Below are 22,213 nucleotides of genomic sequence, written 5' to 3' on the forward strand. Positions count from 1 at the left end.
TGCAGGGATCAGTAGGCGCCGGAGAGCAGCGCGCCTGCGTTGGGCACCCGCGTTTCCAGCCCCAGGCGCTTGAGCATTGCCCAGGTGGTGCAGGCTGCAGCGGACACGACAGGAATGCCCAGCCGGTCCTGTGCCACCTGCACGGACGCCAGCGAGGGCATCTGCACGCAGGCCGAGATCACCACCACGTCCACGCCACGCGTGTCCAGCCGTTGCACCAGCTCGGCGGGGGCGGCCGGGTCCTGCGCGCCCACCTGCAGGTTGTCGGCAATTTCCAGCGACAGGCTGTCGTGCACGGCAATGCCCTCGTGCTCGATGTAGTCCACCACCAGTTGGGTCAGCGGCTTCATATAGGGCGTGAGCACCGAGACCTTCTTGGCGCCCATGGCCTTGAGGCCTTCGACCAGCGCACCCGCGCTCGACACCACGGGCGCGGGCTTGCCGTTGGCCACGGTGACCTCGTGCAGCCGCTTCTCGGACATGCGGTGGTAGCCCAGTCCCATGCTCATGATGGCCACCAGGCAGGCGTAGCCCATCACGTCCATCTTGCCGTCCGACAACTCCAGCGCGCAGCGGTCGGAGTCGCGGTCCATCGCGGCCAGCTCTTCCTGGGTGACCTTCTGCATGCGCATGCGGCTGGCGTGGAAGCTGAAGCGCTCGGGCAGGATCTGCTCGCGGGCGCGCAGCATGGCCGGGATCTCGGTCTCCATGGTGGTGTTGGAGCTGGGCACGATCTGCCCGATGCGGTAGGTGCGTTGCATGGTGGTCTTTCAGGGGTCAATGGGCAAAGCGCTGCCCGCCCGGCGCGCGGAGCGCCGGGAATGGGATCGCGCAGGGGATGTTTGTGGGCCGGTCAGTCGGCTTTGATACCGGCGGCCTTGATGGTCTTGGCCCAGTAGGCGGTTTCGGTCTTCACCAGCTCACCGAGCGCGTCGGGCGGCAGGTAGCGCAGTTCGATGCCCGCTGCGTCGGCGCGCTGGCGCGTCTCGGGCATGTCCAGCGCCTTCTTCACATTGGCTGTGAGCTTGGCCACCACGGCGGGCGGCGTGGCGGCCGGGGCGAACAGGCCCACCCAGGCTTCGAGCTTGAAGTCGGGCATGCCGGCCTCGGCCACGGTGGGCACGTTGGGCAGGCCGGGGTGGCGCTTGGTGCCGGTCACGGCAAAGGCCTTGAGCTTGCCGCTCAGCACATGCTGCATGACCGACGGCGGCGTGGTGATGAACACCTGCACCTGGCCCGCCAGCACATCCGCCACGGCCGGGCCCGAGCCACGGTAGGGGATGTGGGTCATGAAGGTGCCGCTTTGCTGCTTGAAGATCTCGGTGCCGATGTGCGAGAGCGAACCGTTGCCCTGCGAGGCGTAGTTCACCTTGCCCGGGTTGGCCTTGAGGTAGGCGATGAATTCCTTGAGGTTGTTGGCTGGCACCGAGGGGTGGGCCGCAATCACGTTGGTGGCCACGGTGAGCAGCGCCACGGGGGCGAAGTCCTTGGCCTCCCAGGGCAGGCTCTGGGTGAGCGCCGGGTTGCCAACGTGGTAGGCCGAGTACGAGATCAGCAGGTTGTAGCCATCGGCCTTGGCGCGGGCGACGGCGCCATAGGCCACGTTGCCGCTGCCACCGGCCTTGTTGTCGATCACCACCGGCTGGCCGAGCACGCGCGCCAGGGGCTCGTTGAGCAGGCGTGCCGAGGTGTCCACCACCCCGCCGGGCGGGTTGGGCACGGTGAGCGTGATGGCCTTGCTCGGGTAGTTGTCCTGGGCCATGGCCAGACCTGAAAGGGCGAGCGTGGCTGCCATCAGGCTGTGTGGAATCTTCATGGTTGTCTCCGCCGGGTTGTTGTGGTCTGGGCGTATTGTCGAAACGGCAGGGTCTGCAGTCCAATATATTGTTGGTCTTGATCTAGATCGGAAAAGTATCAATGGAACTGCGCCATCTGCGTTACTTCGTCGCCCTGGCGGAAGAGCTGAGCTTCACGCGCGCCGCGCAGCGCCTGCATGTCTCGCAGCCGCCGCTGAGCCTGCAGATCGCCCAGCTGGAACAAGAACTGGGTGCCCAGCTCTTCGTGCGCACCAGCCGGCGCGTGGAGCTGACGCTGGCAGGCCAGGCCTATCTGGTGGATGCGCGGGCGGTGTTGGAGCGGCTCGATACGGCACGCCAGCGCGTGGCGGCCATTGGCCAGGGGCAGGCGGGGCGCATCGAGGTGGGGCTGTCGGGCTCACACTTCCTGGGGCCGTTTCCGGCGGCGCTGGCGCGCTACCGGCAAAGCCACCCGGGCGTGGACGTGGTGCTGCACGAGATGCAGCCCTCGCTGCAGCAGGCGGCCCTGCGGGACAAGCGCATCGACGTGGGCATCTCGCGCACGGCGGTCAATGACGACCAGCTCGCCAGCACCCTGCTGTGGCCCGACCCTGTGGTGGCTGCTTTGCCGCCCGGCCACCCGCTGGCAGCGCGCAAGGCGCTGGCTTTGAAAGACCTGCGCAGCGAGCCCTTTGTGATGCTGCGCCGCGATTCATCGGCCCATGCCGAGCACATGGTGCAGTGCTGCGTGCAGGCGGGCTTCGCGCCCCGCGTGGCGCAGACCACGGTGGAGCTGGCGGCCGTGCTGAGCCTGGTGGCGGCCGGGCTGGGCGTGGCCCTGGTGCCATCGTCCCTGGGCATGCTGTTTGGGCCGCGCGTGGTGTTCAAGCCCCTGGGCGCCAAGGCACCGCGCGCCGATGTGCATGCGGTGCAGCGGCGCGACAACCTGCTGGGCGTGGTGCCAGCCTTTGTGCGGGTGATGGCGGGCTGAAGGGGGCTCAGTGCCCCACAGGCACGCCACCAGCGGCGCGCACGGGGATGCCGCTGCGCCGGTCCAGCACACCACTCCACTGCGTGAGGACCAGCGACACCAGCACCACCAGCGCACCGATCCACGGCGTGTGCTGCAGGCCCCAGTGCGTCACGATCAGGCCCCCGGCCCAGGCGGCGCCCGCGATGCCCAGGTTGAACGCTGCGATGTTCAGCCCCGAGGCCACGTCCACCGCTTGCGGCGTGAAGCGCTCGGCCTGCTTGACCACATACACCTGCAACCCCGGCACATTGCCGAAGGCCACAGCGCCCCACAGCAGCACGGTGCCCAGCGCCAGCCAGGGGTGGGGCGCGGTGAACTGCAGCAACAGCAACACGGCCGCCAGCAGCGCAAAGATGATGCGCAGCGCCGGGATGGGCCCCAGGCGGTCGGCCAGCTTGCCGCCCCACAGGTTGCCCACGGCCACGGACACGCCGTACACCAGCATCACCCAGCCCACGGCACTGGCACTGAAGCCGGAGATGTCGGTGAGGATGGATGCTAGAAAGGTGAAAGGAATGAAGGTGCCGCCGTAGCCAATCGCTGTTTTGGCGTACACCAGCAACAGTCGGGGCTCGGCCAGCACCTTGGCCTGCTGCAGCAGCGAGGCGGGTGGCGTGTGGGCCAGATTGCGCGGCACAAAAAAGGCGCTGCCGATGAACGACACCACGCCCAGCGCCGCCACGGCCAGAAAGGTCTCGCGCCAGCCGAAATGCTGGCCGATGAAGGTGCCCAGCGGCACGCCGGTGACCAGCGCCACCGTGAGGCCGGTGAACATGATGGCAATCGCACTTGCGGCCTTCTCGCGCGGCACCAGGCCGGTGGCGATGGTTGAGCCGATCGAGAAGAACACCCCATGCGCCAGCCCGGTGAGGATGCGCGCGGCCACCAGCGTCTCGTAGCTGGGGGCCTGCCAGGCCAGCAGGTTGCCAGCGGTGAACAGCGCCATCAGCGCCAGCAGCAGCGCCTTGCGCGGCAGCTTGCCGGTAAGGGCGGTGAGCACGGGTGCACCAATGGCAACACCCAGGGCATAGAGGCTCACCAGCAGGCCCGCCGAGGGGATGCTGATGGAAAGGTCTGCCGCCACGGTGGGCAGCAGGCCCACGATCACGAACTCGGTCGTGCCGATGGCGAATGCGCTGAGCGTCAGCGCGAGCAGGGCAATGGGCATGGAAGCAAACTCCTGAGGCAATGTGTGGATGGCCGGAGTGTGGAGGCTTGTCTTTTGCGAAAAAAGTGGGTTATCGGAAGAAAATACTTGCCTTGAAGTCAATAATGGCGGGATATTGACCCCACCAACCCCCGCGCCATGAAGACCACTTTGGAAGAGCTGCAGGCCTTTGTTGCCGTGGTGGACGGCGGCTCCATCACCGCTGCCGCAGACCACCTGGACCAGACGGTTTCGGGCATCAGCCGGGCGCTGGCGCGGCTGGAGAAAAAGCTCGACACCACACTGCTGCGCCGCACCACCCGCCGCACCGCGCTGACGGAGGAGGGTCAGGCTTTCCTGCAGCGCACGCGCGCCATCCTGGCGTCCATCGAAGACGCAGAAGAGCACATGGCCGCGCGCCGCCAGCAGCCCGCAGGGCGCTTGCGCGTGAATGCGGCCACGCCCTTCATGCTGCACGCGGTGGTGCCGCTGGTGCCAGCGTTTCGCAGTGCCTACCCGCAGATCACGCTGGAGTTGGACACGGACGAGGCCTACATCGACCTGCTGGAGCGCCGCACGGACGTGGCGATCCGCATCGGCCAGCTGCAGGACTCGACCCTGCACGCGCGGCCGCTGTGCACCAGCCGCCTGCGGGTGCTGGCCAGCCCGGAATACCTGGCGCGCGCGGGCCGGCCCAAAAGCGTGGCCGACCTGGCCGGGCACACACTGCTGGGCTTCAACCAGCCGGAGTCGCTCAACCGCTGGCCGCTGCGCGGCACACATGGGGACGAGTGGCCCATCGTGCCCAGCCTCACGGCGTCAAGCGGCGAGACGCTGCGCCAGCTGGCGCTGGCACATGTGGGGCTGGTGTGTTTGTCCGACTTCATGACCGCCGCCGACCGCGAGAGCGGCCGCCTGGTGCAGGTGCTGGCGCGCGACACGGTGGAGGTGCGCCAGCCGATCAACGCGGTGTATTACCGCAACACGCAGCTGGCCGCACGGATCGCGTGTTTTCTGGATTTTCTGCAGGAGCGCATGGGGGGCTGAAAGGGAAAGGGGGACGGGGAGCGGGGAAAGGGGCACTGTGTGTGGCCCCCTTCAGCCCTTGGCGCAGGGCCCTTGGCTTGTGCGCGCCCTCAGCGCAGCGCACGCAGCTGCTGCAGGCGCTGCAGCACGGCATCGATGACGGCGTTGGCGCCATCGACCTCGCAGCTCCACATCATCTCCAGCAGCTCAATCAGCGCGATGGCATTGTTCTCTTGCAGCGCTGCGCGGGCAGCAGCCTGCAGGTTGTGGGTGTCCAGATCCTGCAGAACATCAACGGTCAATCCCATGGGGCACTCCTTGTTTTTTTGGGGAGGTCCATCGTAGGTGCGGGGCCAACGTGCGCCGGGCTGCGCGGCATGATCAAGATCAAGGGCGGACGAGAAACCCGCCGCCCCGGCCCCCAGCGTCAGCCGCGCGCCGGAATCGCCAGCCCCCGGGCCACGGCCGGGCGGGCCACGAAGGCGGTGAGCACGCGCTGCACGTGCTTGAACTGGTCGAACTCCACCAGCTCGCCCGCGCCATAGAAGCCCACCAGGTTGCGCACCCAGGGCAGGATGGCGATGTCGGCGATGGTGTACTGGTCGCCCATCACCCATGGGCGGCCCGCAAGGCGCTCGTCCAGTACCTTGAGCAGGCGCTTCGATTCGGCCACATACCGGTCGCGCGGGCGCTTGTCTTCAAAGTCCTTGCCCGCAAACTTGTGGAAGAAGCCGAGCTGGCCAAACATGGGGCCCACGCCGCCCATCTGCCACATCAGCCACTGGATGGTTTCGTAGCGCGCGGCGGCGTCCTGGGGGATCAGCTGGCCGGTTTTGTCGGCCAGGTACAGCAGGATGGCGCCGGATTCGAACAGCGCCAGTGGCTGGCCGCCGGGGCCATTCGGGTCCAGGATGGCCGGGATCTTGTTGTTGGGGTTGAGCGAGAGGAACTCGGGCGAGGTCTGGTCGTTGGTCTCGAAGCTCACCAGGTGGGGCTCGTAGGGCAGGCCCAGCTCTTCGAGCGCAATCGACACCTTCACGCCGTTGGGTGTGGGCAGCGAGTACAGCTGCAGGCGGTCGGGGTGCTGGGCGGGCCACTTGCGGGTGATGGCAAAAGCGGAAAGATCGGTCATGCGCGGTTCCTGAAAAGCCGAGGGACGAAGGGAATGGCGAAGCCTACGCCCCCTCGTGGTTTGGCGCAGGGCCGGGGCCATAATCCCTTCCCATGCAGATTCGCTTTACCAAAATGCAGGGCGCGGGCAACGATTTCGTGGTGCTCGACGAAACCCAGGGCCGCCTGGGGCTGTCTGCGGCGCAGTACCGCTTCCTGGCCGACCGCCACTTTGGCGTGGGGGCCGACCAGATCCTCACCGTGCGGCCCTCCCCGGCAGAGGGCATTGATTTCGAATACGTGATCCACAACGCCGATGGCGGCGAGGTGGAGCAGTGTGGCAACGGCGCGCGCTGCTTTGCGCGCTTTGTGCACGACAAGGGTCTCACCGGCAAGGACCAGATCCGGGTGCAGACCCAAAGCGGCGTGATCGCTCCGCGCCTCACGGCCGATGGCCGCGTCACCGTGGACATGGGGCGCCCCGAGTTTGACCCGGCCAAGGTGCCCTTTGATGCGTCCGGCCTGGTGCCCGTGGCGCAAGGTTTGGGCCAAAAATGGCCGTTACCGCCCGATGGTAAAGCGCTTTCAGCTATCGTTTTGGTAGCAATTGTGTCCATGGGCAACCCCCATGCCGTGCAGCTGGTGGACAACGTGGACACCGCGCCCGTGCAAGAAACCGGCCCCCTCATCGAAAGCCACCCGCGCTTTCCGCAGCGGGTGAATGCGGGCTACCTGCAGATCGTGGACCGTGCCCATGTGCGGCTGCGCGTGTTCGAGCGCGGCGTGGGCGAAACCCTGGCCTGTGGCACCGGCGCCTGCGCGGCGGTGGCGGCGGGTATCCGCCTGGGCCTGCTCGACCCCGAGGTGCAGGTGGACACGCGCGGCGGCCGCCTCACCATTGCCTGGAGCGGCCAGGAGGCCGATTCCGTTTTCATGACCGGCCCCGCCACCACGGTGTTCGAAGGCCAGATCGACATTCCTGACACCCTCGTATGACGACCTCCCACATCCCACCGATCACTGAAGACGACATCGCCCAGTTTTTGACCAACACCCCCGGCTTCTTCGAGCGGCATGCCGAGGTGCTGGCCAGCGTGCAGATCACCAGCCCCCACGGCGCGCGCGCCGTGAGCCTGCAGGAGCGCCAGGCCGAGATGCTGCGCGAGAAGATCAAGGGCCTGGAGCAGCGCATCATGGAAATGGTGCGCAACAGCAACGAAAACGCGGCCATTGCCCACAAGGTGCACCAGTGGACCAGCAGCCTGCTGGAGGTGCGCGACCCGTTCGACCTGCCGCAGGCCGTGGTCGATGGCGTGCGCACCCTGTTCGATGTGCCCCAGGCGGCCGTGCGGGTGTGGGAAGTGGCCGCCCCGTACATCGACGCCGACTTCACCCAGGGCGCGAGCGAAGACGCGCGCGCGTTTGCCTCGTCGCTGACCATGCCCTTCTGCGGCCCCAACCTGGGTTTCGAGCCCGCAGGCTGGCTGGCGCAGGAGAGCGGCGAGCCCGCCCAGTCGTTGGCGTTGCTGCCGCTGCGCGCGGGCGCCATCGACAGCGCCACGCCCGCGTTTGGCCTGCTGGTGCTGGGCTCGCACGACCCGCAGCGCTTTGATGCCACCATGGGCACCGACTTCCTGTCGCGCATGGCCGAGCTGGCCAGCGCAGCGCTGCTGCGCCTGAAATGATGCCCTCCTGTGCGGCTGCGCCGCTTTCCCCCTGCGGGGGGACGCCACCCCTGGCCCGGCGAAGCCGGTTCCACGGTGGCGCTGGCCTGGGGGCGCGCCCGTTGCTGGGGTAGTGCTCCATGCCCGACGCGCCGCCCACGCAGATCCCCGCAGACCCGCACGTCCTGCGCTATCTGGAGCATGTGCGCGTCGAAAAGCGGCTGGCCGCGCGCACGCTCACGCTCTACACCCTGGACCTGGAAAGGCTGGCCCAGCTGGCGGCGGCGGTGAATGTGCCGCTGTTGCAGCTCACCAGCGCCCACATCCGCCGCTTTGTGGCGCAGATGCACAGTGCGGGGCGCAGCGGGCGCGGCATTGCGCTCATCCTCTCGGGTTGGCGGGGGTTCTTCACCTGGGCCGGGCGGCAGGGGCTGATTCCGCACAACCCGGTGCAGGACGTGCGCGCCCCTAAGGCACCCAAGCCCTTGCCCAAGGCCCTGGGCGTGGACGACGCCGTGCGGCTGGCCGAGTTTGACAACACAGGCGCCGACCCCTGGCTGGAGGCGCGCGATGCCGCCATGGTCGAGCTGCTGTATGGCTGTGGCCTGCGCGTGGGCGAGCTGGCCGGGCTGGATGCGGTTGCCAACGCCGACACCCATCGACTGGGGCGCGGCTGGGTGGATCTGGAGGCGGGCGAGGCCCATGTGTTTGGCAAGGGCAGCAAGCGCCGCAGCGTGCCGGTGGGCGCCGCCGCCACGGCCGCGCTGCAGGCCTGGCTGGCCATCCGCGCCACGCCGTTTGGCGGCGAGGGCGCAGCGCGACTCGATGCCGCGCTGTTCGTGGGCCAGCGCGGTGCGCGGCTCACGGCGCAGTCCATCTGGCTGCGCCTGCGCCAGCGCAGCCAGCAGGCCGGGCTGACCACGCCCGTGCACCCGCACATGCTGCGCCACTCGTTTGCCAGCCACCTGCTGCAAAGCAGCGGCGACCTGCGCGCGGTGCAGGAGCTGCTGGGCCACGCCAACATCACCACCACGCAGGTCTATACGCGGCTCGATTTTCAGCACCTGGCCAAGGTGTACGACGCGGCCCATCCGCGCGCTCGCCGGAAAAAGCCAGGAGGCTAAGTCCGCTGCGCGGCGCACCCGCCGGGGCGCGTCAGGCCGCAGCGATGCCCGCCGGGCCGTGGCCCAGCAGGTTGCGGCGCGAAGGCTGGTGGGGCAGGGCGGCGCGGTGTTCATACACCTCGGGCAGCTTGAAGGTGGCCACGGTGTCCACCAGTTCCCCGGCCTGGTGGTTCAGGCTGGCGGCGGCAGCGGCCATCTCCTCGACCAGAGCGGCGTTCTGCTGGGTGGCCTGGTCCATCTGCGTGACCGCCTCGCTGATCTGGTCCATGCCCTCGCTCTGCTCGGTGCTGGCGGCGCTGATCTCACCCATGATGTCGGTCACGCGGCGGATGGAGGCCGCCACCTCGTTCATGGTCTGCCCGGCGCGGTCCACCAGGGCGGTGCCTGCTTCCACGCGCTCTACGCTGGAGCCGATCAGGCCCTTGATTTCGCGCGAGGCCTCGGCCGAGCGGCTGGCGAGCACCCGCACCTCGGTGGCCACCACCGCAAAGCCCCGGCCCTGTTCCCCGGCGCGGGCGGCTTCCACCGCTGCGTTCAGCGCCAGGATGTTGGTCTGGAAGGCGATGGAGTCGATCACGCCGATGATCTCGGTGATCTTGCTGCTGCTGTCGTTGATGTCTTTCATCGTGCGCACCACGTCGGCCACCACCGCGCCGCCCTGCATGGCAATGGTGGTGGCGCTGTGTGCAAGCTGGTTGGCCTGGCGCGAGCTGTCGGCGTTCTGCCGCACGGTGGCATTGAGCTGTTCCATCGACGCAGCGGTTTCCTCCAGCGCGCTGGCCTGCTCCTCGGTGCGGGACGACAGGCTGTGGTTGCCCTGGGCAATCTGCTCGGACGCGCTGGCGACGTTGACCGAACTCTGGTGCACCATGGCGACCATGGCCACGAGGCTGTCCTGCATGCGCTTGAGCTGGGCCATCAGGCTGGTGGTGTCGCCAGGCTTGAGGTGGATCGCCACCGTGAGGTCGCCATGCGCCACGCTGCGCGCCAGGGCGGCTGCGGTGCCGGGCTCGGTGCCAAAACCCAGGGCAAACAGCACACCGCCTGCAATCGCCAAGACCACAAACAGCCGGGTATTGGCGTACGACACCACGGCCTGGTCGTATTCCTTGCGGGCCGTGTCCAGCTGCACCTGTACCAGCGCGCCCAGCACGTCCTGCAAGGGGTCGAGAGCGGGGTACATCTCTTTGGCGGCATAGGCTGTGAGGCCGGGCAGGTCCTTGCGGCCAATCAGTTCTTCCAGGGTGCGCACAGCGCCATCGGCCTGGGGCTGCAGTGTCTTGAACTGCGCAGTCAGCCGCACCTCGTCGGCCACCAGCTCGGTGGCCAGGTAGGCGCTCCAGTTGTCGCTGATCTCCTTCTTGGCCTTGGCGATGGAGTCCAGCCCCTGCTGGGGCGTGAAGGCGCCGTCCCGCACCTTGTGCGCCGTGTCCACCACGTTCACGGCGTAAGCGTCGGACACCAGCTTGATCTGCTTGAGGGGTACCACCCGGTCCTGGTACACGGTGTTCAAGCCCGCATTGGCGCGCTGCATGCCCGCCAGGCCCACGCTGCCGATCACGGTGGTGAGCAGGCACAGCGCTGCGAGCAGCAGCGACAGGCGGGTGGAAATTTTCAGCTGTTTGAAGTTCATGGTGAACGCCCTCCTCGGTAAAAAAATTGCTGCCCTCTACTGTGGACTGAGGGCCTGTTGCGCTTGTGACGCGTCAGAAACTTTCCCAGCTTGCGTCGCTTCCGCCAGCAGGTGCCAGCGCAACGGCAGCGGGCTTCAAGGCGGTGGTGGTGCGGGTCCGGTTGCCCAGGGCTGGGCGTGGGGTGCTGTGGCTGCTCACCAAGGGCCGGGCCGGGGTGCGCGGCTGCATAGCCTGTGGGGCGTGCTGGGTGTTTTGGGTGTGGGCCAGGGCTTCTGCGCGGGCGGGCGGCGGCAGGGCCACGGTTTCGTCCTGGGGCGAGAGTCGGAAGGTGGCCACAGTGTTCACCAGATCCGTGGCCTGGTGGTTGAGGCTGGCTGCGGCGGCGGCCATCTCTTCAACCAGCGCGGCGTTCTGCTGGGTGGCCTGGTCCATCTGGGTGACAGCTTCGTTGATCTGGTCCACGCCCTGACTCTGCTCGGTGCTGGCAGCGCTGATCTCGCCCATGATGTCGGTCACGCGGCGGATAGAGGCGACCACTTCGCTCATGGTCTGCCCGGCGCGGTCCACCAAGGCGGTGCCTGCTTCCACGCGCTCCACGCTGGTGCCGATCAGGCCCTTGATTTGACGCGAGGCCTCGGCCGACCGGCTGGCGAGTACGCGCACCTCGGTGGCCACCACCGCGAAGCCCCGGCCTTGTTCACCGGCGCGGGCGGCTTCTACCGCGGCGTTGAGCGCCAGGATGTTGGTCTGGAAAGCGATGGAGTCGATCACGCCCACGATGTCCGCAATCTGGCGGCTGCTTTCATTGATGTCTTTCATCGTGTGGACCACCTCGGCCACCACGCTGCCGCCCTGTGCGGCCACTTCGCTGGCGCTGCGCGCCATGGCGTCGGCCCGCTGTGCGTTGTCGGCGTTGTTGCGCACGGCAGTGTTGAGCTGTTCCATGGACGCGGCGGTTTCCTGCAGCGCACTGGCCTGCTGCTCGGTGCGGGCCGAAAGGTCGTTGTTGCCCTGGGCAATTTCGGCCGATGCGTTGGAGACGCTGTCACTGTTGTGCCGCACCTGGCCCACCAGATGCACCAGCGATTGCTGCATCTCCAGCAGGGCCTTGAGCAGCTGTGCGGTTTCGTTGGTGCCCCGGTAGGTGATGGGCAGGCTCAGGTCACCGGCGGCCACGGCGCGCGCGGCATCCACGGCGCGGCGCAGGGGCTCGGTGGTGGAGCGGACGATGCGCAGGCCAATCACGGCGCCCGCGATCAGGGACAGCCCCGTAAGCGACAGCACAAACACATTCATGGTGGACACTGCGGCCACCGCCTCGGCCTGGGCGTTCTTGGCCAGCGACTCCTGGTAGGCGATCAGCCTGTCCAGCGCCTCAAAGTAGGTGGCGCGTGGCGCCGCCATGGCACCTGTGAGGATAGTCCGGGCCTCGTCCAGCTGACCCGCGTTGGCCAGTTCGGAGTAGCGTTGCAGTTGCGCTGCATAGTCGCTGCGCGCACGCTGGGTCTCGGCCAGCGCGGCCTTGCCTTCGGGCGAAGTGATCTGCTGGCCCAGGGTGTCGAGGAGCTGTGTGATCTCTTGCCGCTTGCTGTTGACCAGGGCCTGGTGGCGCTGCAGGTTTTCGGGACGGGTATCCAGCAGCATCTGTGTGAGGGCCAGTTCCACAGCCGTCACGTCTTCCTTGGCCACGTGCAGGTTCAGCACCTTGGGGAAGCGATCGTCGATGATGGAGTGGAAGGCGTTGTCCGCGCGGTGGGCCAGCCCCATGGACAGCGTGCCCATGATGCCAATGAGCAGGCCCATCAGGCCGAAGCCCAGTGTGAGCCGGGTAGAAATCTTCAGATCGTTGAAGTTCATGGTGTGCAGTTCCTTGCAGGTTGTGCTGCAGCTCAGTGGCAGGCAGCAGGTGTACCACTCGCCACAGAATTGGCAAGAAATTTTTCGATATCGAGCAGGATCAACATGCGCTGGCCGACCGAGCCAATGGCCAGCAGATGCTCGGGGGCGATGTCGCCGCGCAGGGCGGGCACGGGGCGCAGTTGCTCTCGCTCCAGCGTGAGCACGTCGGACACGCCGTCCACCACCACGCCCACCGTCCGCTGGCCTATATGCAGCACGATCACCACCTTCAGGTGGTCGTATTGCACGGCGGTTTGCCCCAGCTTCAGGCGCAGGTCGATGATCGGAACGATCACGCCGCGCAGGTTCATCACGCCCTGGAGTTCGCCCGTGGCATTGGCGATGGTGGTGGGCTTTTCGTACGAACGGATCTCCTGCACGCGCAGGATGTCCACCCCGTATTCCTCGTTCCCGATCTTGAATGCCAGGAACTCGCGGAGGTCGGTCATCGTGGCCTGGGCGGTGCCGGGCGCAGGTGCCAGTCGGGTGGCGGGAATGTGGGTGTGGGTTGCAGGCATGGCTGTTTGATAAAAATGATAATGTCAGAAATTCTATGTATGTGTAATCATTGTTGTCAAATAAAGAGGTGAAAATTGATAAATTCAGGAGGCGCAGCGCACCGCCAGCTGTTGCAGGGCTTGGTGGGTTTGGGAGGCTGCATCGCTGTTTTTGCGCGGCCCAGGGGGTGAGGCGGGCTCCCAACCCGCACAATCCGGGGCATGAAAACCCTTCGCCTCCGCCCTGGCAAAGAGCGTTCGCTCTTGCGCCGCCACCCCTGGATCTTTGAATCGGCCATCGCGAAAGGCGGCGGCGACAGCGGCGAGACTGTGCGTGTGGAGTCGCACGAGGGCCAGTTCCTGGCCTGGGCCGCCTTCAGCCCCAGCTCGCGCATCCGTGCGCGGGTGTGGAGCTTTGACGAGGCGCAGCGCATCGATGCTCCTTTTTTCATAGCTGCTTGCGCACGTTCCATCATCGCCAGAGCCCGTTTTGACGTGCAAAGCGACGGCGTGCGCCTGGTGCACGGCGAATCCGACGGCCTGCCCGGGCTCATCGTGGACCGCTACGGCGACACGCTGGTGGCGCAGTTCACCAGCGCGGGCACCGAGCGCTGGAAGGGCGTGATCGCCGACGCCTTGCTGCGCGAGACGGGCCTCGCCAAGCTGTATGAGCGCTCCGACGCCAGCGTGCGTGCGCTGGAAGGCCTGGAGCCCGCCACCGGCTGGCTGCGCGGCGGCCCTACGGGCGCAGCAGGCGACGGCGAAGGCCCGCCGCTCGAACTCACCATCCACGAACACCAGTGGAACCTGACGCTGAACATCGCCGAAGGCCACAAGACCGGCTTCTACCTGGACCAGCGCGACAGCCGCAAGCGCTTTGCTGACTACACCCAGCGCCTGGGCTTGAAGCACGTGCTCAACTGCTTTTGCTACACCGGCGGCTTCAGCGTGGCGGCGCTGGCCGGCATGCGCGCCGGCGGCGCCTCGGCCGACGGACACGTGACGTCCATCGACTCGTCCGGCCCGGCCCTGGAGCGCGCCCGCGCCCACGTCGCGCTCAACGGCTTCGATCCGAACCGGGCCACCTTTCTCGATGCCGACGTGAATGCCTCGCTGCGCCAGTTCCTGAAGGAGGGCCAGCGCTTTGACGCCATCATCCTCGACCCGCCAAAGTTTGCGCCCACTGCGGCCCACGCCGACCGTGCGGCCCGGGCGTACAAGGACATCAACCGCCTGGCACTGCAGTTGCTCACGCCCGGCGGCGTGCTGTTCACCTTCTCGTGTTCGGGCGGCATCAGCGCTGACTTGTTCCACAAGATCGTGGCGTCCGCCGGTGCGGATGCCGGGGTGGACGGCTACATCCTGGAGCGTCTGGGCGGCGCGCCCGACCACCCGATGACGCTGGAGTTTCCGGAGGGGGAATATCTCAAGGGCCTGGTCGTGATGCGCAAAGGGTGAAGCCGGCGGCTCCCGGCAAGGGCTTGACAGCCTCGGTACACTGAAAAAACGCCCCCTGTGCGGGGCCCTGCAGCCTGCAGCATCGGGCTGCAGTGCAAGTATTTGACCCCCTGAAAGACAGATTTATGGCACTGATTCCCGTCACCATCCTCACCGGCTTCCTGGGCTCGGGCAAGACCACGCTGCTCAAGCGCCTGCTCAGCGAAGCCCACGGCCAGAAGATCGCCGTGATCGAAAACGAGTTCGGTGAAGAAAACATCGACAACGACATCCTTGTGACCGAGTCCAAGGAGCAGATCGTGCAGATGAGCAACGGCTGCATCTGCTGCACCATCCGCGAAGACCTGCGCGAGACGCTGCAGCTGCTGGCCGCCAAGAAGCGCAAGAACCTGCTGGAGTTCGACCGCATCGTGATCGAGACCACCGGCGTGGCCGACCCGGGCCCGGTGGCGCAGACCTTCTTCATGGAAGAAGAAATCGCCGAGACCTATCTCATCGACTCCATCATCACGCTGGTGGATGCCAAGCATGCGCCCCAGCAGCTCAATGACCGCCAGGAAGCGCGCCGCCAGGTGGGGTTTGCGGACCAGATCTTCCTGTCCAAGACCGACTTGGTCAGCGCCGAGGAGACCGATGCGCTGATCCACCGCCTGAAGCACATGAACCCGCGTGCGCCCATCAAGGCGGTGCATTTTGGCGAGGTGCCGCTCAAGGAGGTGCTGGACCTGCGCGGCTTCAACCTCAATGCCAAGCTGGACATCGACCCGGACTTCCTCAAGGAAGAAGGGGACGGGCATGACCACCATGATCACGACCACGAGCATGGCGAGCACTGCAGCCACCCCTCGCACCAGCACGACCACGGGCATGGCCACCACCATCACCATGACGACGATGTGAAGAGTTTTGTGTACCGCTCGGAGCGCCCCTTCGATCCTGCCAAGCTCGAAGACTTTCTCGGGGCGATTGTCAACATTTATGGCCCGCGCATGCTGCGCTACAAAGGCGTGCTTAATATGAAGGGCACCGAGCGCAAGGTGATCTTCCAGGGTGTGCACCAGCTCATGGGCAGCGACCTGGGCCCCCAGTGGGCCGAGGGCGAGCCACGGGTGAGCAAGATGGTCTTCATTGGCATCGACCTGCCCAAGGACATCTTCCTGCAGGGGCTGGAGCAGAGCCTGGTCTGACCCCCCTTCGCCGGTGTCGGGGCGTCGATTCGGCCCGATCTGTGTTGTATCTGCAACGTTTCTGTTTGCGTCAGCCCAGGTCGATACAATCGCGCCCCGGTAAAACCACCCAAGGCTTGCCACCAGTCCCGGGCCGTGAGAGCGGCCAAGGGCCCGCCCGTACAGCGAGGAGACCAGGAAGTGAAAGCCGACACCAGCAAACCCAAGGCGGCCACGAAGGCAACCAAGCCTGCCGCTGCAGCCCCTGCGGCGGCGCCCAAACCCGCCGCCAAAGCCGCTGCGGCCAAAGTGGCAGCAGCCGCACCCAAAGCAGCGGCGGCCCCCAAAGCTGTTGCGGCCAAGGCGGCCAGCCCCGCTGTGGCAGCCCCGGCGCCCAGCCCTGCCGCACCGGCCGACTCGCAGGTACCCGTGCGCACAACCCGGCCTTCTTCCCGATTGGCCCAATTGACCGTACCATCCATGGCACAGGCAGTGGCGTCCACCGCTGCCAAAGCCAGTTATCTACATACCATGCCCACGACCGCGCAAGCGCAGCCCACTTTCACGGCTGCCAAAAAAGACCCCAAGCTGGCGAACAACTGGAAAACCAAGTCCGCCGCCGAGCTGACCGACGCTGAAGTCATGGCCATGCCCGACAGCGAGTACATGAACGACAAGCAGATGGCGTTTTTCCGCCTCAAGCTCGTTCAGCTCAAGCAGGACATCCACAACAGCGCTGGCGAAACCACCGAACACCTGCGGGAAGACACCGTGGTGGTGCCCGACCCGGCCGACCGCGCCACGATCGAGGAAGAGCACGCCCTGGAGCTGCGTACCCGTGATCGCGAGCGCAAGCTGCTCAAGAAGATCGAACAGTCCATCGCCCGCATCGACGCTGGCGACTACGGCTACTGCGATGAGACCGGTGAGCCCATCGGCACGGGCCGCCTGATCGCCCGCCCCACGGCCACCCTGTCGCTGGAAGCGCAGCAGCGCCGCGAACTCAAGCAAAAGATGTTCGGAGACTGATCGGGCCCCACGGCCTGATGACGATCATCGCTGCGCACTCTCCCCTGTACCCTGAGCCATGAGCAAGGAAGAAACCACCCCCGGCGGCCTGCTATCGAAGGTGGTTCGGTTCGTGAAGAATCCCACGGTCAACTGGACGGAGCTGGACTCCATCCAGGACGACCGGGAGAGCCAGTACAGCAAGCAGATGCTCAAGGAGATGATCGAGCGCAAGCGCCGCAACGACTTCGTGCGGCGCCGCGAGTTCGATCAGCTGCGCAAGCTGCGCCAGCGCGAAGTGCTGCAAGGCCAGCGCGTGGAAGACGCTGCCGGCCGCCCTTCGTTCTTTCAGAGCAGCATGGCATCGCCCGACGAGCGTGCCGTCACGCTCAAGAAGATCGACGAGATCGAAGCGCAGATGTCGCAGCAATGGTGGAAGAGCAAACAAGGGGCCGATGCGCCCACCCAGCCTGGTGTGATGCCCGGATCCAGCACGGAGCCCTCCGACTCTGCACATGCCAGGGCCTATGCCCCCACGGCCCCCGGCAGCCTGCCTGCGCCGCTCGATAACAAAGCCGCTGTCCAGCCGCTGTTTGCCGACGACAGCATGGCCATTGGCAAGTTTGGTGGCACCGATGCGCAGATGCTCGCGGGCAACCACCAGTCTGTCGAGGCGTCCTTCAGCCCTGCGGCCCCTGCGGCAGCGCCCGCGACCGCATTCGAACCGGAGGAATTCGTGCACGAACCCGACCTAGAAGAAGCCGCCATCCGGTTTGCCAACGGTGACCACGCGGGTGCCGAGTCCGGCTTGCTGGATGTGCTGGCCCAGCACCAGCAGGACGAGCCCGAGCAGCAGCTCGAAATCTGGATGACGCTGTTTGACCTGTACCGCGCCACCGGGCAACACGACCGCTTTGATGCGCTGGCCATCGACTTTGCGGCCCAGTACAGCCGCTCGGCCCCCCTGTGGTTCTCGATGCCGGAGCTGCTCGGGATGGTGGCGGCGCCCGCGCCCGCCGCAGGTGCGGCTGAGGCTGCGCCCGCAGCCAGCATGCGCCGCGATTTCAGCTGGAATGCGCCCCCCGCGCTGGCGGTGTCGTCGGTGGCCGCCCTGCAGGCCTCGCTGGCACGCGCAGCCTCCCCCTGGACGCTGTCCTGGTCGCGCCTCACCAGCATCGACGAGGCGGCGGTGCCCCTGTTGGCCGACCTGGTTTCGCAGTGGTCCGACCGCGAAGGCCAGTTGGTGTTCTCGGGGGTGGAAAAGCTCAACGCCCTGCTCGACGCCAAGACCCAGTCGGGCGACCGGTCCAACAGCCCCGAATGGTGGCGTCTGCGCATGGCCATGATGCGGCTCATGGGCAAGCCCGATGAGTTCGAGCTGGTGGCGCTGGACTACTGCGTCACCTACGAGGTCTCGCCCCCCTCCTGGGTGTCGCCGCGTTGCGGGTATTCCGACAACGAAGGCGTGTCCTCCGGCGCAGCGCCCCTGGCGGCCGACAGCGACTTCATGGCCTCCGATCTGGGCGAGTTGTCCGCGCCCGCGCCGCTGGAGTCCGGGCCCGTGGCCCAGCTCAGTGGCCACATCGATGGCGATGCCACGCCACTGCTGCAGCCGTTCGAGGCCTTCCTGCGGCCCGGCGTGCCCCTGACCATTGCCTGCGACAAGCTCATCCGCGTGGATTTTGCGGCGGCAGGCTCGGTGCTCAACTGGGCAGCCGAGCAGCAAGGGCATGGCCATGTGGTGCAGTTCCACAACCTGCAGCGGCTGGTGGCGATTTTCTTCAACGTGATCGGCATCAACGAACACGCCTGGGTGGTTCCACGGAAGAATTGACTCCCCCTGAGTCGCTTCGCGCCTTCCCCCTGAGGGGGATGCCCCCAGTGCGGCGGGGCGGCCCTTGCACGGGGGCACTGACCTCGGCAGTGCCAGTTTGGCGGCTGCGTACAGTGGCGTGGGTTGGCTTGTAGCGTGTGGCGCCATCTTGGCTTGAAAGTGGCGTCCGCGCCCCCACCTGCGCCAGCTATGGACTCATCTCAAAACACCCCGGTGTTCCACGGCACCACCATCCTCAGCGTGCGCCGCCAGACGCCCACAGGCATCCAGGTCGCCATTGGCGGCGATGGCCAGGTCACCCTGGGCAACATCGTGGTCAAGGGCACGGCACGCAAGGTGCGCAAGCTCTACCACGGCAAGGTGCTAGCGGGTTTTGCGGGCGCCACGGCCGATGCCTTCACGCTGTTCGAGCGGTTTGAAGCCAAGCTGGAAAAACACCAGGGCCACCTGACGCGTGCTGCCATCGAACTCACCAAGGACTGGCGCACCGACCGCGTGCTGCGCCGCCTCGAAGCCATGCTGGCCGTGGCCGACGCGAGCGCCTCGCTCATCATCACCGGCAATGGCGACGTGCTGGAGCCCGAGCAGGGCATCGTGGCCATCGGCTCGGGCGGCGCCTACGCGCATTCGGCTGCCAAGGCGCTGCTGGTGAACACCGATCTGTCCGCGCAGGAGATCGTGAAGAAGTCGCTCGAAATCGCGGGCGAACTCTGCATTTACACCAACATGAACCACACCATCGAAACGCTGTAAGGCGGCGAGGTGCTTTTGCTCACATTTTGATAGCTGCTTGCGCTTATCCATTGCGCGTAGACGGCTGATTTGGCTTTGAATTTGAAGGCAGGCAGCGCATGTCCTCCATGACCCCCCAGGAAATCGTCTCCGAACTCGACCACCACATCGTCGGCCAGGCCAGCGCCAAGCGCGCCGTGGCCATCGCACTGCGCAACCGCTGGCGCCGCCAGCAGGTCGAAGGCAGCCTGCGCCACGAGATCACGCCCAAGAACATCCTCATGATCGGCCCCACCGGCGTGGGAAAGACTGAGATCGCACGGCGCCTGGCCAAACTGGCCGATGCGCCCTTCATCAAGGTCGAGGCCACCAAGTTCACCGAGGTGGGCTATGTGGGCAAGGACGTGGATTCCATCATCCGCGACCTGGCCGAGATGGCCGTCAAGCAGACGCGCGAGGCTGAGATGAAGAAGGTGCGCATGCGCGCGGAAGACGCCGCCGAGGAGCGCATCCTGGACGTGCTGATCCCGCCCGCCCGTGCCGCCACGGGCACCGAGCCGGCTGCCGACAGCACCGCCCGGCAGGTGTTCCGCAAGAAGCTGCGCGAGGGCGCCCTGGACGACAAGGAGATCGAGATCGACGTGGCCGAGGCCCGCGCGCCGCTGGAGATCATGGGCCCGCAGGGCATGGAGGAAATGACCGAGCAGCTGCGCGGCATGTTCAGCCAGATGGGCCAGGACCGGCGCCGCGCGCGCAAGCTCAAGATTGCGGAAGCACTGAAGCTGCTCACCGACGAAGAGGCGGCCAAGCTCGTGAACGAGGAGGAGATCAAGACCCGTGCGGTGCAGAACGCCGAGCAGAACGGGATTGTCTTCATCGACGAAATCGACAAAGTGGCCGCGCGGCAGGAAAGCAGTGGCGCGGACGTGTCGCGCCAGGGTGTGCAGCGCGACCTGCTGCCGCTGGTGGAGGGCACGACGGTGTCCACCAAGTACGGCATGATCAAGACGGACCACATCCTGTTCATCGCTTCGGGCGCGTTCCACCTGTCCAGGCCCAGCGACCTGATCCCGGAGCTGCAGGGGCGTTTCCCCATCCGTGTGGAGCTGGAGTCGTTGTCGGTCCAGGACTTCGAGGCCATCCTCACGCAGACGCATGCCTCGCTGGTCAAGCAGTACCAGGCGCTGCTGGCCACCGAGGGGGTCACGCTGGAGTTTGCGCCCGAAGGCATCACGCGCCTCGCGCACATTGCCTTCGAGGTGAACGAGCGCACCGAAAACATCGGCGCACGCCGACTGTCCACCGTCATGGAGCGCTTGCTCGATGAGGTCAGTTTTGATGCGGCGCGTCTCTCGGGGCAGACGGTGACGGTGGATGCCGCCTATGTGGATGTCCGCCTGCAGGCCCTGAGCCAGGACGAAGACCTGTCGCGCTACATCCTGTGACGATACGGCCCAGCCTTGAGAGGTCACTTTCATAGGCTTCCGTAAGTTCTTCTTTTTCAACAACTTTTGGCTCTTTGTGGGCTGCAAAGTCGCGCCTAAGTTGTTGATTTCATTACCAAAGTTTGGTGGACACCCTCTTGTTCGGTGTGCTTTTCCTGCTACAGTGCAAAAAAGTGCAATTAAGTGGTGAAAAGTGCCCTCAGAGTCCGTTTCTGGACTTGCGAGGCGCAAAACCGAACTGGGAATCTGTCCGTGTTTCAAGGTGCCTCGTCGCTAAGTCTCGATGCGAAGGGTCGGCTGTCCGTGCCGACCCGGCATCGTGACGTGCTCGCGGCCACCGCAGCGGGCCAGCTCACGATCACCAAACACCCGCACGGCTGCCTGATGGTGTTTCCCCGCCCCGAGTGGGAGAAGTTCCGCGAGCGCATCGCCCAGCTGCCCATGTCCGCCCAGTGGTGGAAGCGCATTTTTCTGGGCAATGCGATGGACGTGGAGATGGACGCCACGGGCCGCGTGCTGATTTCGCCCGAGCTGCGCGAGGCAGCCGGTATTTCCAAGGACACCATGCTGCTGGGCATGGGCAACCACTTCGAACTCTGGGACAAGGCCACCTACGACGAGCAGGAGGCCAAGGCCATGCAGGGCGAGATGCCGGATGTCTTCAAGGACTTCTCCTTCTGACCATGACATCCACTCCTTTGCAACACACCACCGTCCTGCTCGAAGAAGCCGTGGACGCCCTGCTGGGCGGCGCGGGCCCCGAGCCTGCGGGCACCTGGGTAGACGGCACCTTCGGGCGGGGAGGGCACTCGCGGCGCATCCTGCTGCGGCTGGGCCCCCAAGGGCGTCTTGTCGCGTTTGACAAGGACCCCGAAGCCATCGCCGAAGCAACGCGCATCACCGATGCGCGTTTTTCCATTCGGCACGAAGGTTTTCGCCATCTGGCCGATTTGCCGCCCGCCAGCGCCGCTGGCGTGCTGATGGACCTGGGCGTGAGTTCGCCCCAGATCGACAGCCCCGAGAGGGGTTTCAGTTTCCGTTTTGACGGCCCGCTGGACATGCGCATGGACACCACGCGCGGCGAAAGCGTGGCCGATTGGTTGGCCACGGCCGAAGTCGGTCAGATTGCGGAGGTGATACGTGACTACGGTGAAGAACGGTTTGCTGGCCCCATTGCAAAGGCGATTGTTGCTCGGCGCGAAGAACGGGGTCCTCTTGCAACCACCGCCGAACTGGCCGATCTCGTGGCTGGCGCGGTCAAAACCCGCGAGCCGGGCCAGAACCCTGCAACGCGCACATTTCAAGCTCTTCGGATTTTCATCAACGCCGAGCTTGAAGAGCTGCAACAGGCGCTAGAGGCCAGCCTCTCGGTGCTGCAGCCGGGCGGGCGCCTGGTGGTGATCAGCTTCCACTCGCTCGAAGACCGCATCGTCAAGCAGTTCATCGCCAAGCACTCCAAGGAGGTGTACGACCGCCGTGCGCCCTTTGCCCTGCCGCAGGCGATGAAGCTCGTGGCGCTGGACCGCATCAAGCCTTCTGCCGCCGAGGTCGAGGCAAACCCCCGCGCGCGCAGCGCGATCATGCGCGTGGCCGAACGCACTGGGGTAACCGCATGAGCGAGATGTTTTGCCGCCGGGCCG

At 66.2% G+C, this 22,213-nt stretch carries 21 protein-coding genes; 13 read left to right on the plus strand and 8 right to left on the minus strand.

Annotated elements, in window-relative coordinates:
- Window positions 1-8: 8 nt before the first annotated feature.
- Both A1D30_RS06980 and A1D30_RS06985 read right to left on the minus strand, forming a co-directional pair.
- Window positions 9-761, minus strand: coding sequence for a hypothetical protein (locus A1D30_RS06980; protein WP_063460056.1), 753 nt, complete (start codon window positions 759-761; stop codon window positions 9-11).
- A 92-nt stretch (window positions 762-853) separates the two neighbouring features.
- Window positions 854-1,816, minus strand: a complete 963-nt coding sequence (locus A1D30_RS06985) for a tripartite tricarboxylate transporter substrate binding protein (RefSeq protein WP_063460057.1) — start codon at window positions 1,814-1,816, stop codon at window positions 854-856.
- A gap of 101 nt (window positions 1,817-1,917) precedes the next feature.
- Between A1D30_RS06985 and A1D30_RS06990 the strand changes: the two genes are divergently transcribed.
- Window positions 1,918-2,787: a LysR substrate-binding domain-containing protein gene (locus A1D30_RS06990; protein ID WP_063460058.1), complete on the plus strand. Its 870-nt coding sequence runs from the start codon at window positions 1,918-1,920 to the stop codon at window positions 2,785-2,787.
- A gap of 7 nt (window positions 2,788-2,794) precedes the next feature.
- On the opposite strand, the gene A1D30_RS06995 is transcribed toward A1D30_RS06990, so the two are convergent.
- The gene (locus A1D30_RS06995; RefSeq protein WP_063460059.1) at window positions 2,795-3,997 is read right to left on the minus strand and encodes an MFS transporter; all 1,203 of its coding nucleotides are present in this window, start codon (window positions 3,995-3,997) and stop codon (window positions 2,795-2,797) included.
- 138 nt (window positions 3,998-4,135) lie between these two features.
- On the opposite strand from A1D30_RS06995, the gene A1D30_RS07000 reads away from it, so the two are divergent.
- Window positions 4,136-5,023 carry a LysR substrate-binding domain-containing protein gene (locus A1D30_RS07000; RefSeq protein WP_063460060.1) on the plus strand — a complete coding sequence of 296 codons (888 nt, stop codon included), beginning with the start codon at window positions 4,136-4,138 and terminating at the stop codon, window positions 5,021-5,023.
- A gap of 89 nt (window positions 5,024-5,112) precedes the next feature.
- Here A1D30_RS07000 and A1D30_RS07005 read toward each other — a convergent pair whose 3' ends face one another.
- Together A1D30_RS07005 and A1D30_RS07010 are read right to left on the minus strand one after the other, a co-directional pair.
- Entirely contained in the window at window positions 5,113-5,310 is a 198-nt protein-coding gene (locus tag A1D30_RS07005; protein WP_063460061.1) for a hypothetical protein, read from the minus strand.
- Window positions 5,311-5,429: 119 nt separating this feature from the next.
- A complete protein-coding gene (locus A1D30_RS07010; protein ID WP_063460062.1) occupies window positions 5,430-6,134 on the minus strand; it encodes a glutathione S-transferase N-terminal domain-containing protein in 705 nt (234 codons plus the stop codon).
- A gap of 92 nt (window positions 6,135-6,226) precedes the next feature.
- Here A1D30_RS07010 and dapF point away from each other — a divergent pair, with 92 nt between their 5' ends.
- From dapF to A1D30_RS07025, 3 genes are all read left to right on the plus strand, one after another.
- On the plus strand, window positions 6,227-7,108 hold the full coding sequence (gene dapF, locus A1D30_RS07015; RefSeq protein ID WP_063460063.1) for a diaminopimelate epimerase: 882 nt from the start codon (window positions 6,227-6,229) through the stop codon (window positions 7,106-7,108).
- Window positions 7,105-7,797: a DUF484 family protein gene (locus A1D30_RS07020; protein WP_063460064.1), complete on the plus strand. Its 693-nt coding sequence runs from the start codon at window positions 7,105-7,107 to the stop codon at window positions 7,795-7,797. Before dapF ends, A1D30_RS07020 begins: the two co-directional genes overlap by 4 nt.
- Before the next feature lie 119 nt (window positions 7,798-7,916).
- A complete protein-coding gene (locus A1D30_RS07025; RefSeq protein ID WP_063460065.1) occupies window positions 7,917-8,900 on the plus strand; it encodes a tyrosine-type recombinase/integrase in 984 nt (327 codons plus the stop codon).
- A 31-nt stretch (window positions 8,901-8,931) separates the two neighbouring features.
- Here A1D30_RS07025 and A1D30_RS07030 read toward each other — a convergent pair whose 3' ends face one another.
- From A1D30_RS07030 to A1D30_RS07040, 3 genes are all read right to left on the minus strand, one after another.
- A complete protein-coding gene (locus A1D30_RS07030) occupies window positions 8,932-10,533 on the minus strand; it encodes a methyl-accepting chemotaxis protein (protein WP_063460066.1) in 1,602 nt (533 codons plus the stop codon).
- Window positions 10,534-10,606: 73 nt separating this feature from the next.
- Window positions 10,607-12,391, minus strand: a complete 1,785-nt coding sequence (locus A1D30_RS07035) for a methyl-accepting chemotaxis protein (protein ID WP_063460067.1) — start codon at window positions 12,389-12,391, stop codon at window positions 10,607-10,609.
- 32 nt (window positions 12,392-12,423) lie between these two features.
- Window positions 12,424-12,882: a chemotaxis protein CheW gene (locus A1D30_RS07040; RefSeq protein ID WP_063460844.1), complete on the minus strand. Its 459-nt coding sequence runs from the start codon at window positions 12,880-12,882 to the stop codon at window positions 12,424-12,426.
- A 270-nt stretch (window positions 12,883-13,152) separates the two neighbouring features.
- Here A1D30_RS07040 and A1D30_RS07045 point away from each other — a divergent pair, with 270 nt between their 5' ends.
- The 8 genes from A1D30_RS07045 (at window position 13,153) to rsmH (ending at window position 22,189) form a co-directional block, all read left to right on the plus strand.
- Window positions 13,153-14,388 carry a class I SAM-dependent methyltransferase gene (locus A1D30_RS07045; protein WP_063460068.1) on the plus strand — a complete coding sequence of 412 codons (1,236 nt, stop codon included), beginning with the start codon at window positions 13,153-13,155 and terminating at the stop codon, window positions 14,386-14,388.
- A 125-nt stretch (window positions 14,389-14,513) separates the two neighbouring features.
- Entirely contained in the window at window positions 14,514-15,575 is a 1,062-nt protein-coding gene (locus A1D30_RS07050; RefSeq protein WP_063460069.1) for a GTP-binding protein, read from the plus strand.
- Between the two features lie 180 nt (window positions 15,576-15,755).
- A complete protein-coding gene (gene dksA / locus A1D30_RS07055) occupies window positions 15,756-16,583 on the plus strand; it encodes an RNA polymerase-binding protein DksA (RefSeq protein WP_082836357.1) in 828 nt (275 codons plus the stop codon).
- A 58-nt stretch (window positions 16,584-16,641) separates the two neighbouring features.
- Window positions 16,642-18,396, plus strand: a complete 1,755-nt coding sequence (locus A1D30_RS07060; RefSeq protein WP_063460070.1) for an STAS domain-containing protein — start codon at window positions 16,642-16,644, stop codon at window positions 18,394-18,396.
- A gap of 189 nt (window positions 18,397-18,585) precedes the next feature.
- The gene (gene hslV, locus A1D30_RS07065; protein ID WP_063460071.1) at window positions 18,586-19,149 is read left to right on the plus strand and encodes an ATP-dependent protease subunit HslV; all 564 of its coding nucleotides are present in this window, start codon (window positions 18,586-18,588) and stop codon (window positions 19,147-19,149) included.
- Window positions 19,150-19,247: 98 nt separating this feature from the next.
- Entirely contained in the window at window positions 19,248-20,573 is a 1,326-nt protein-coding gene (hslU, locus tag A1D30_RS07070) for an ATP-dependent protease ATPase subunit HslU (protein WP_063460072.1), read from the plus strand.
- Window positions 20,574-20,825: 252 nt separating this feature from the next.
- Window positions 20,826-21,254 (plus strand): division/cell wall cluster transcriptional repressor MraZ, encoded by a 429-nt coding sequence (mraZ, locus tag A1D30_RS07075; RefSeq protein WP_063460073.1) that lies wholly within the window; start codon window positions 20,826-20,828, stop codon window positions 21,252-21,254.
- A 2-nt stretch (window positions 21,255-21,256) separates the two neighbouring features.
- Window positions 21,257-22,189 carry a 16S rRNA (cytosine(1402)-N(4))-methyltransferase RsmH gene (gene rsmH, locus A1D30_RS07080; RefSeq protein ID WP_063460074.1) on the plus strand — a complete coding sequence of 311 codons (933 nt, stop codon included), beginning with the start codon at window positions 21,257-21,259 and terminating at the stop codon, window positions 22,187-22,189.
- The last annotated feature ends 24 nt before the right edge of the window (window positions 22,190-22,213 follow it).

Source organism: Acidovorax sp. GW101-3H11 (genome assembly GCF_001633105.1).
In the GTDB taxonomy this organism is placed as follows: domain Bacteria; phylum Pseudomonadota; class Gammaproteobacteria; order Burkholderiales; family Burkholderiaceae_C; genus Acidovorax.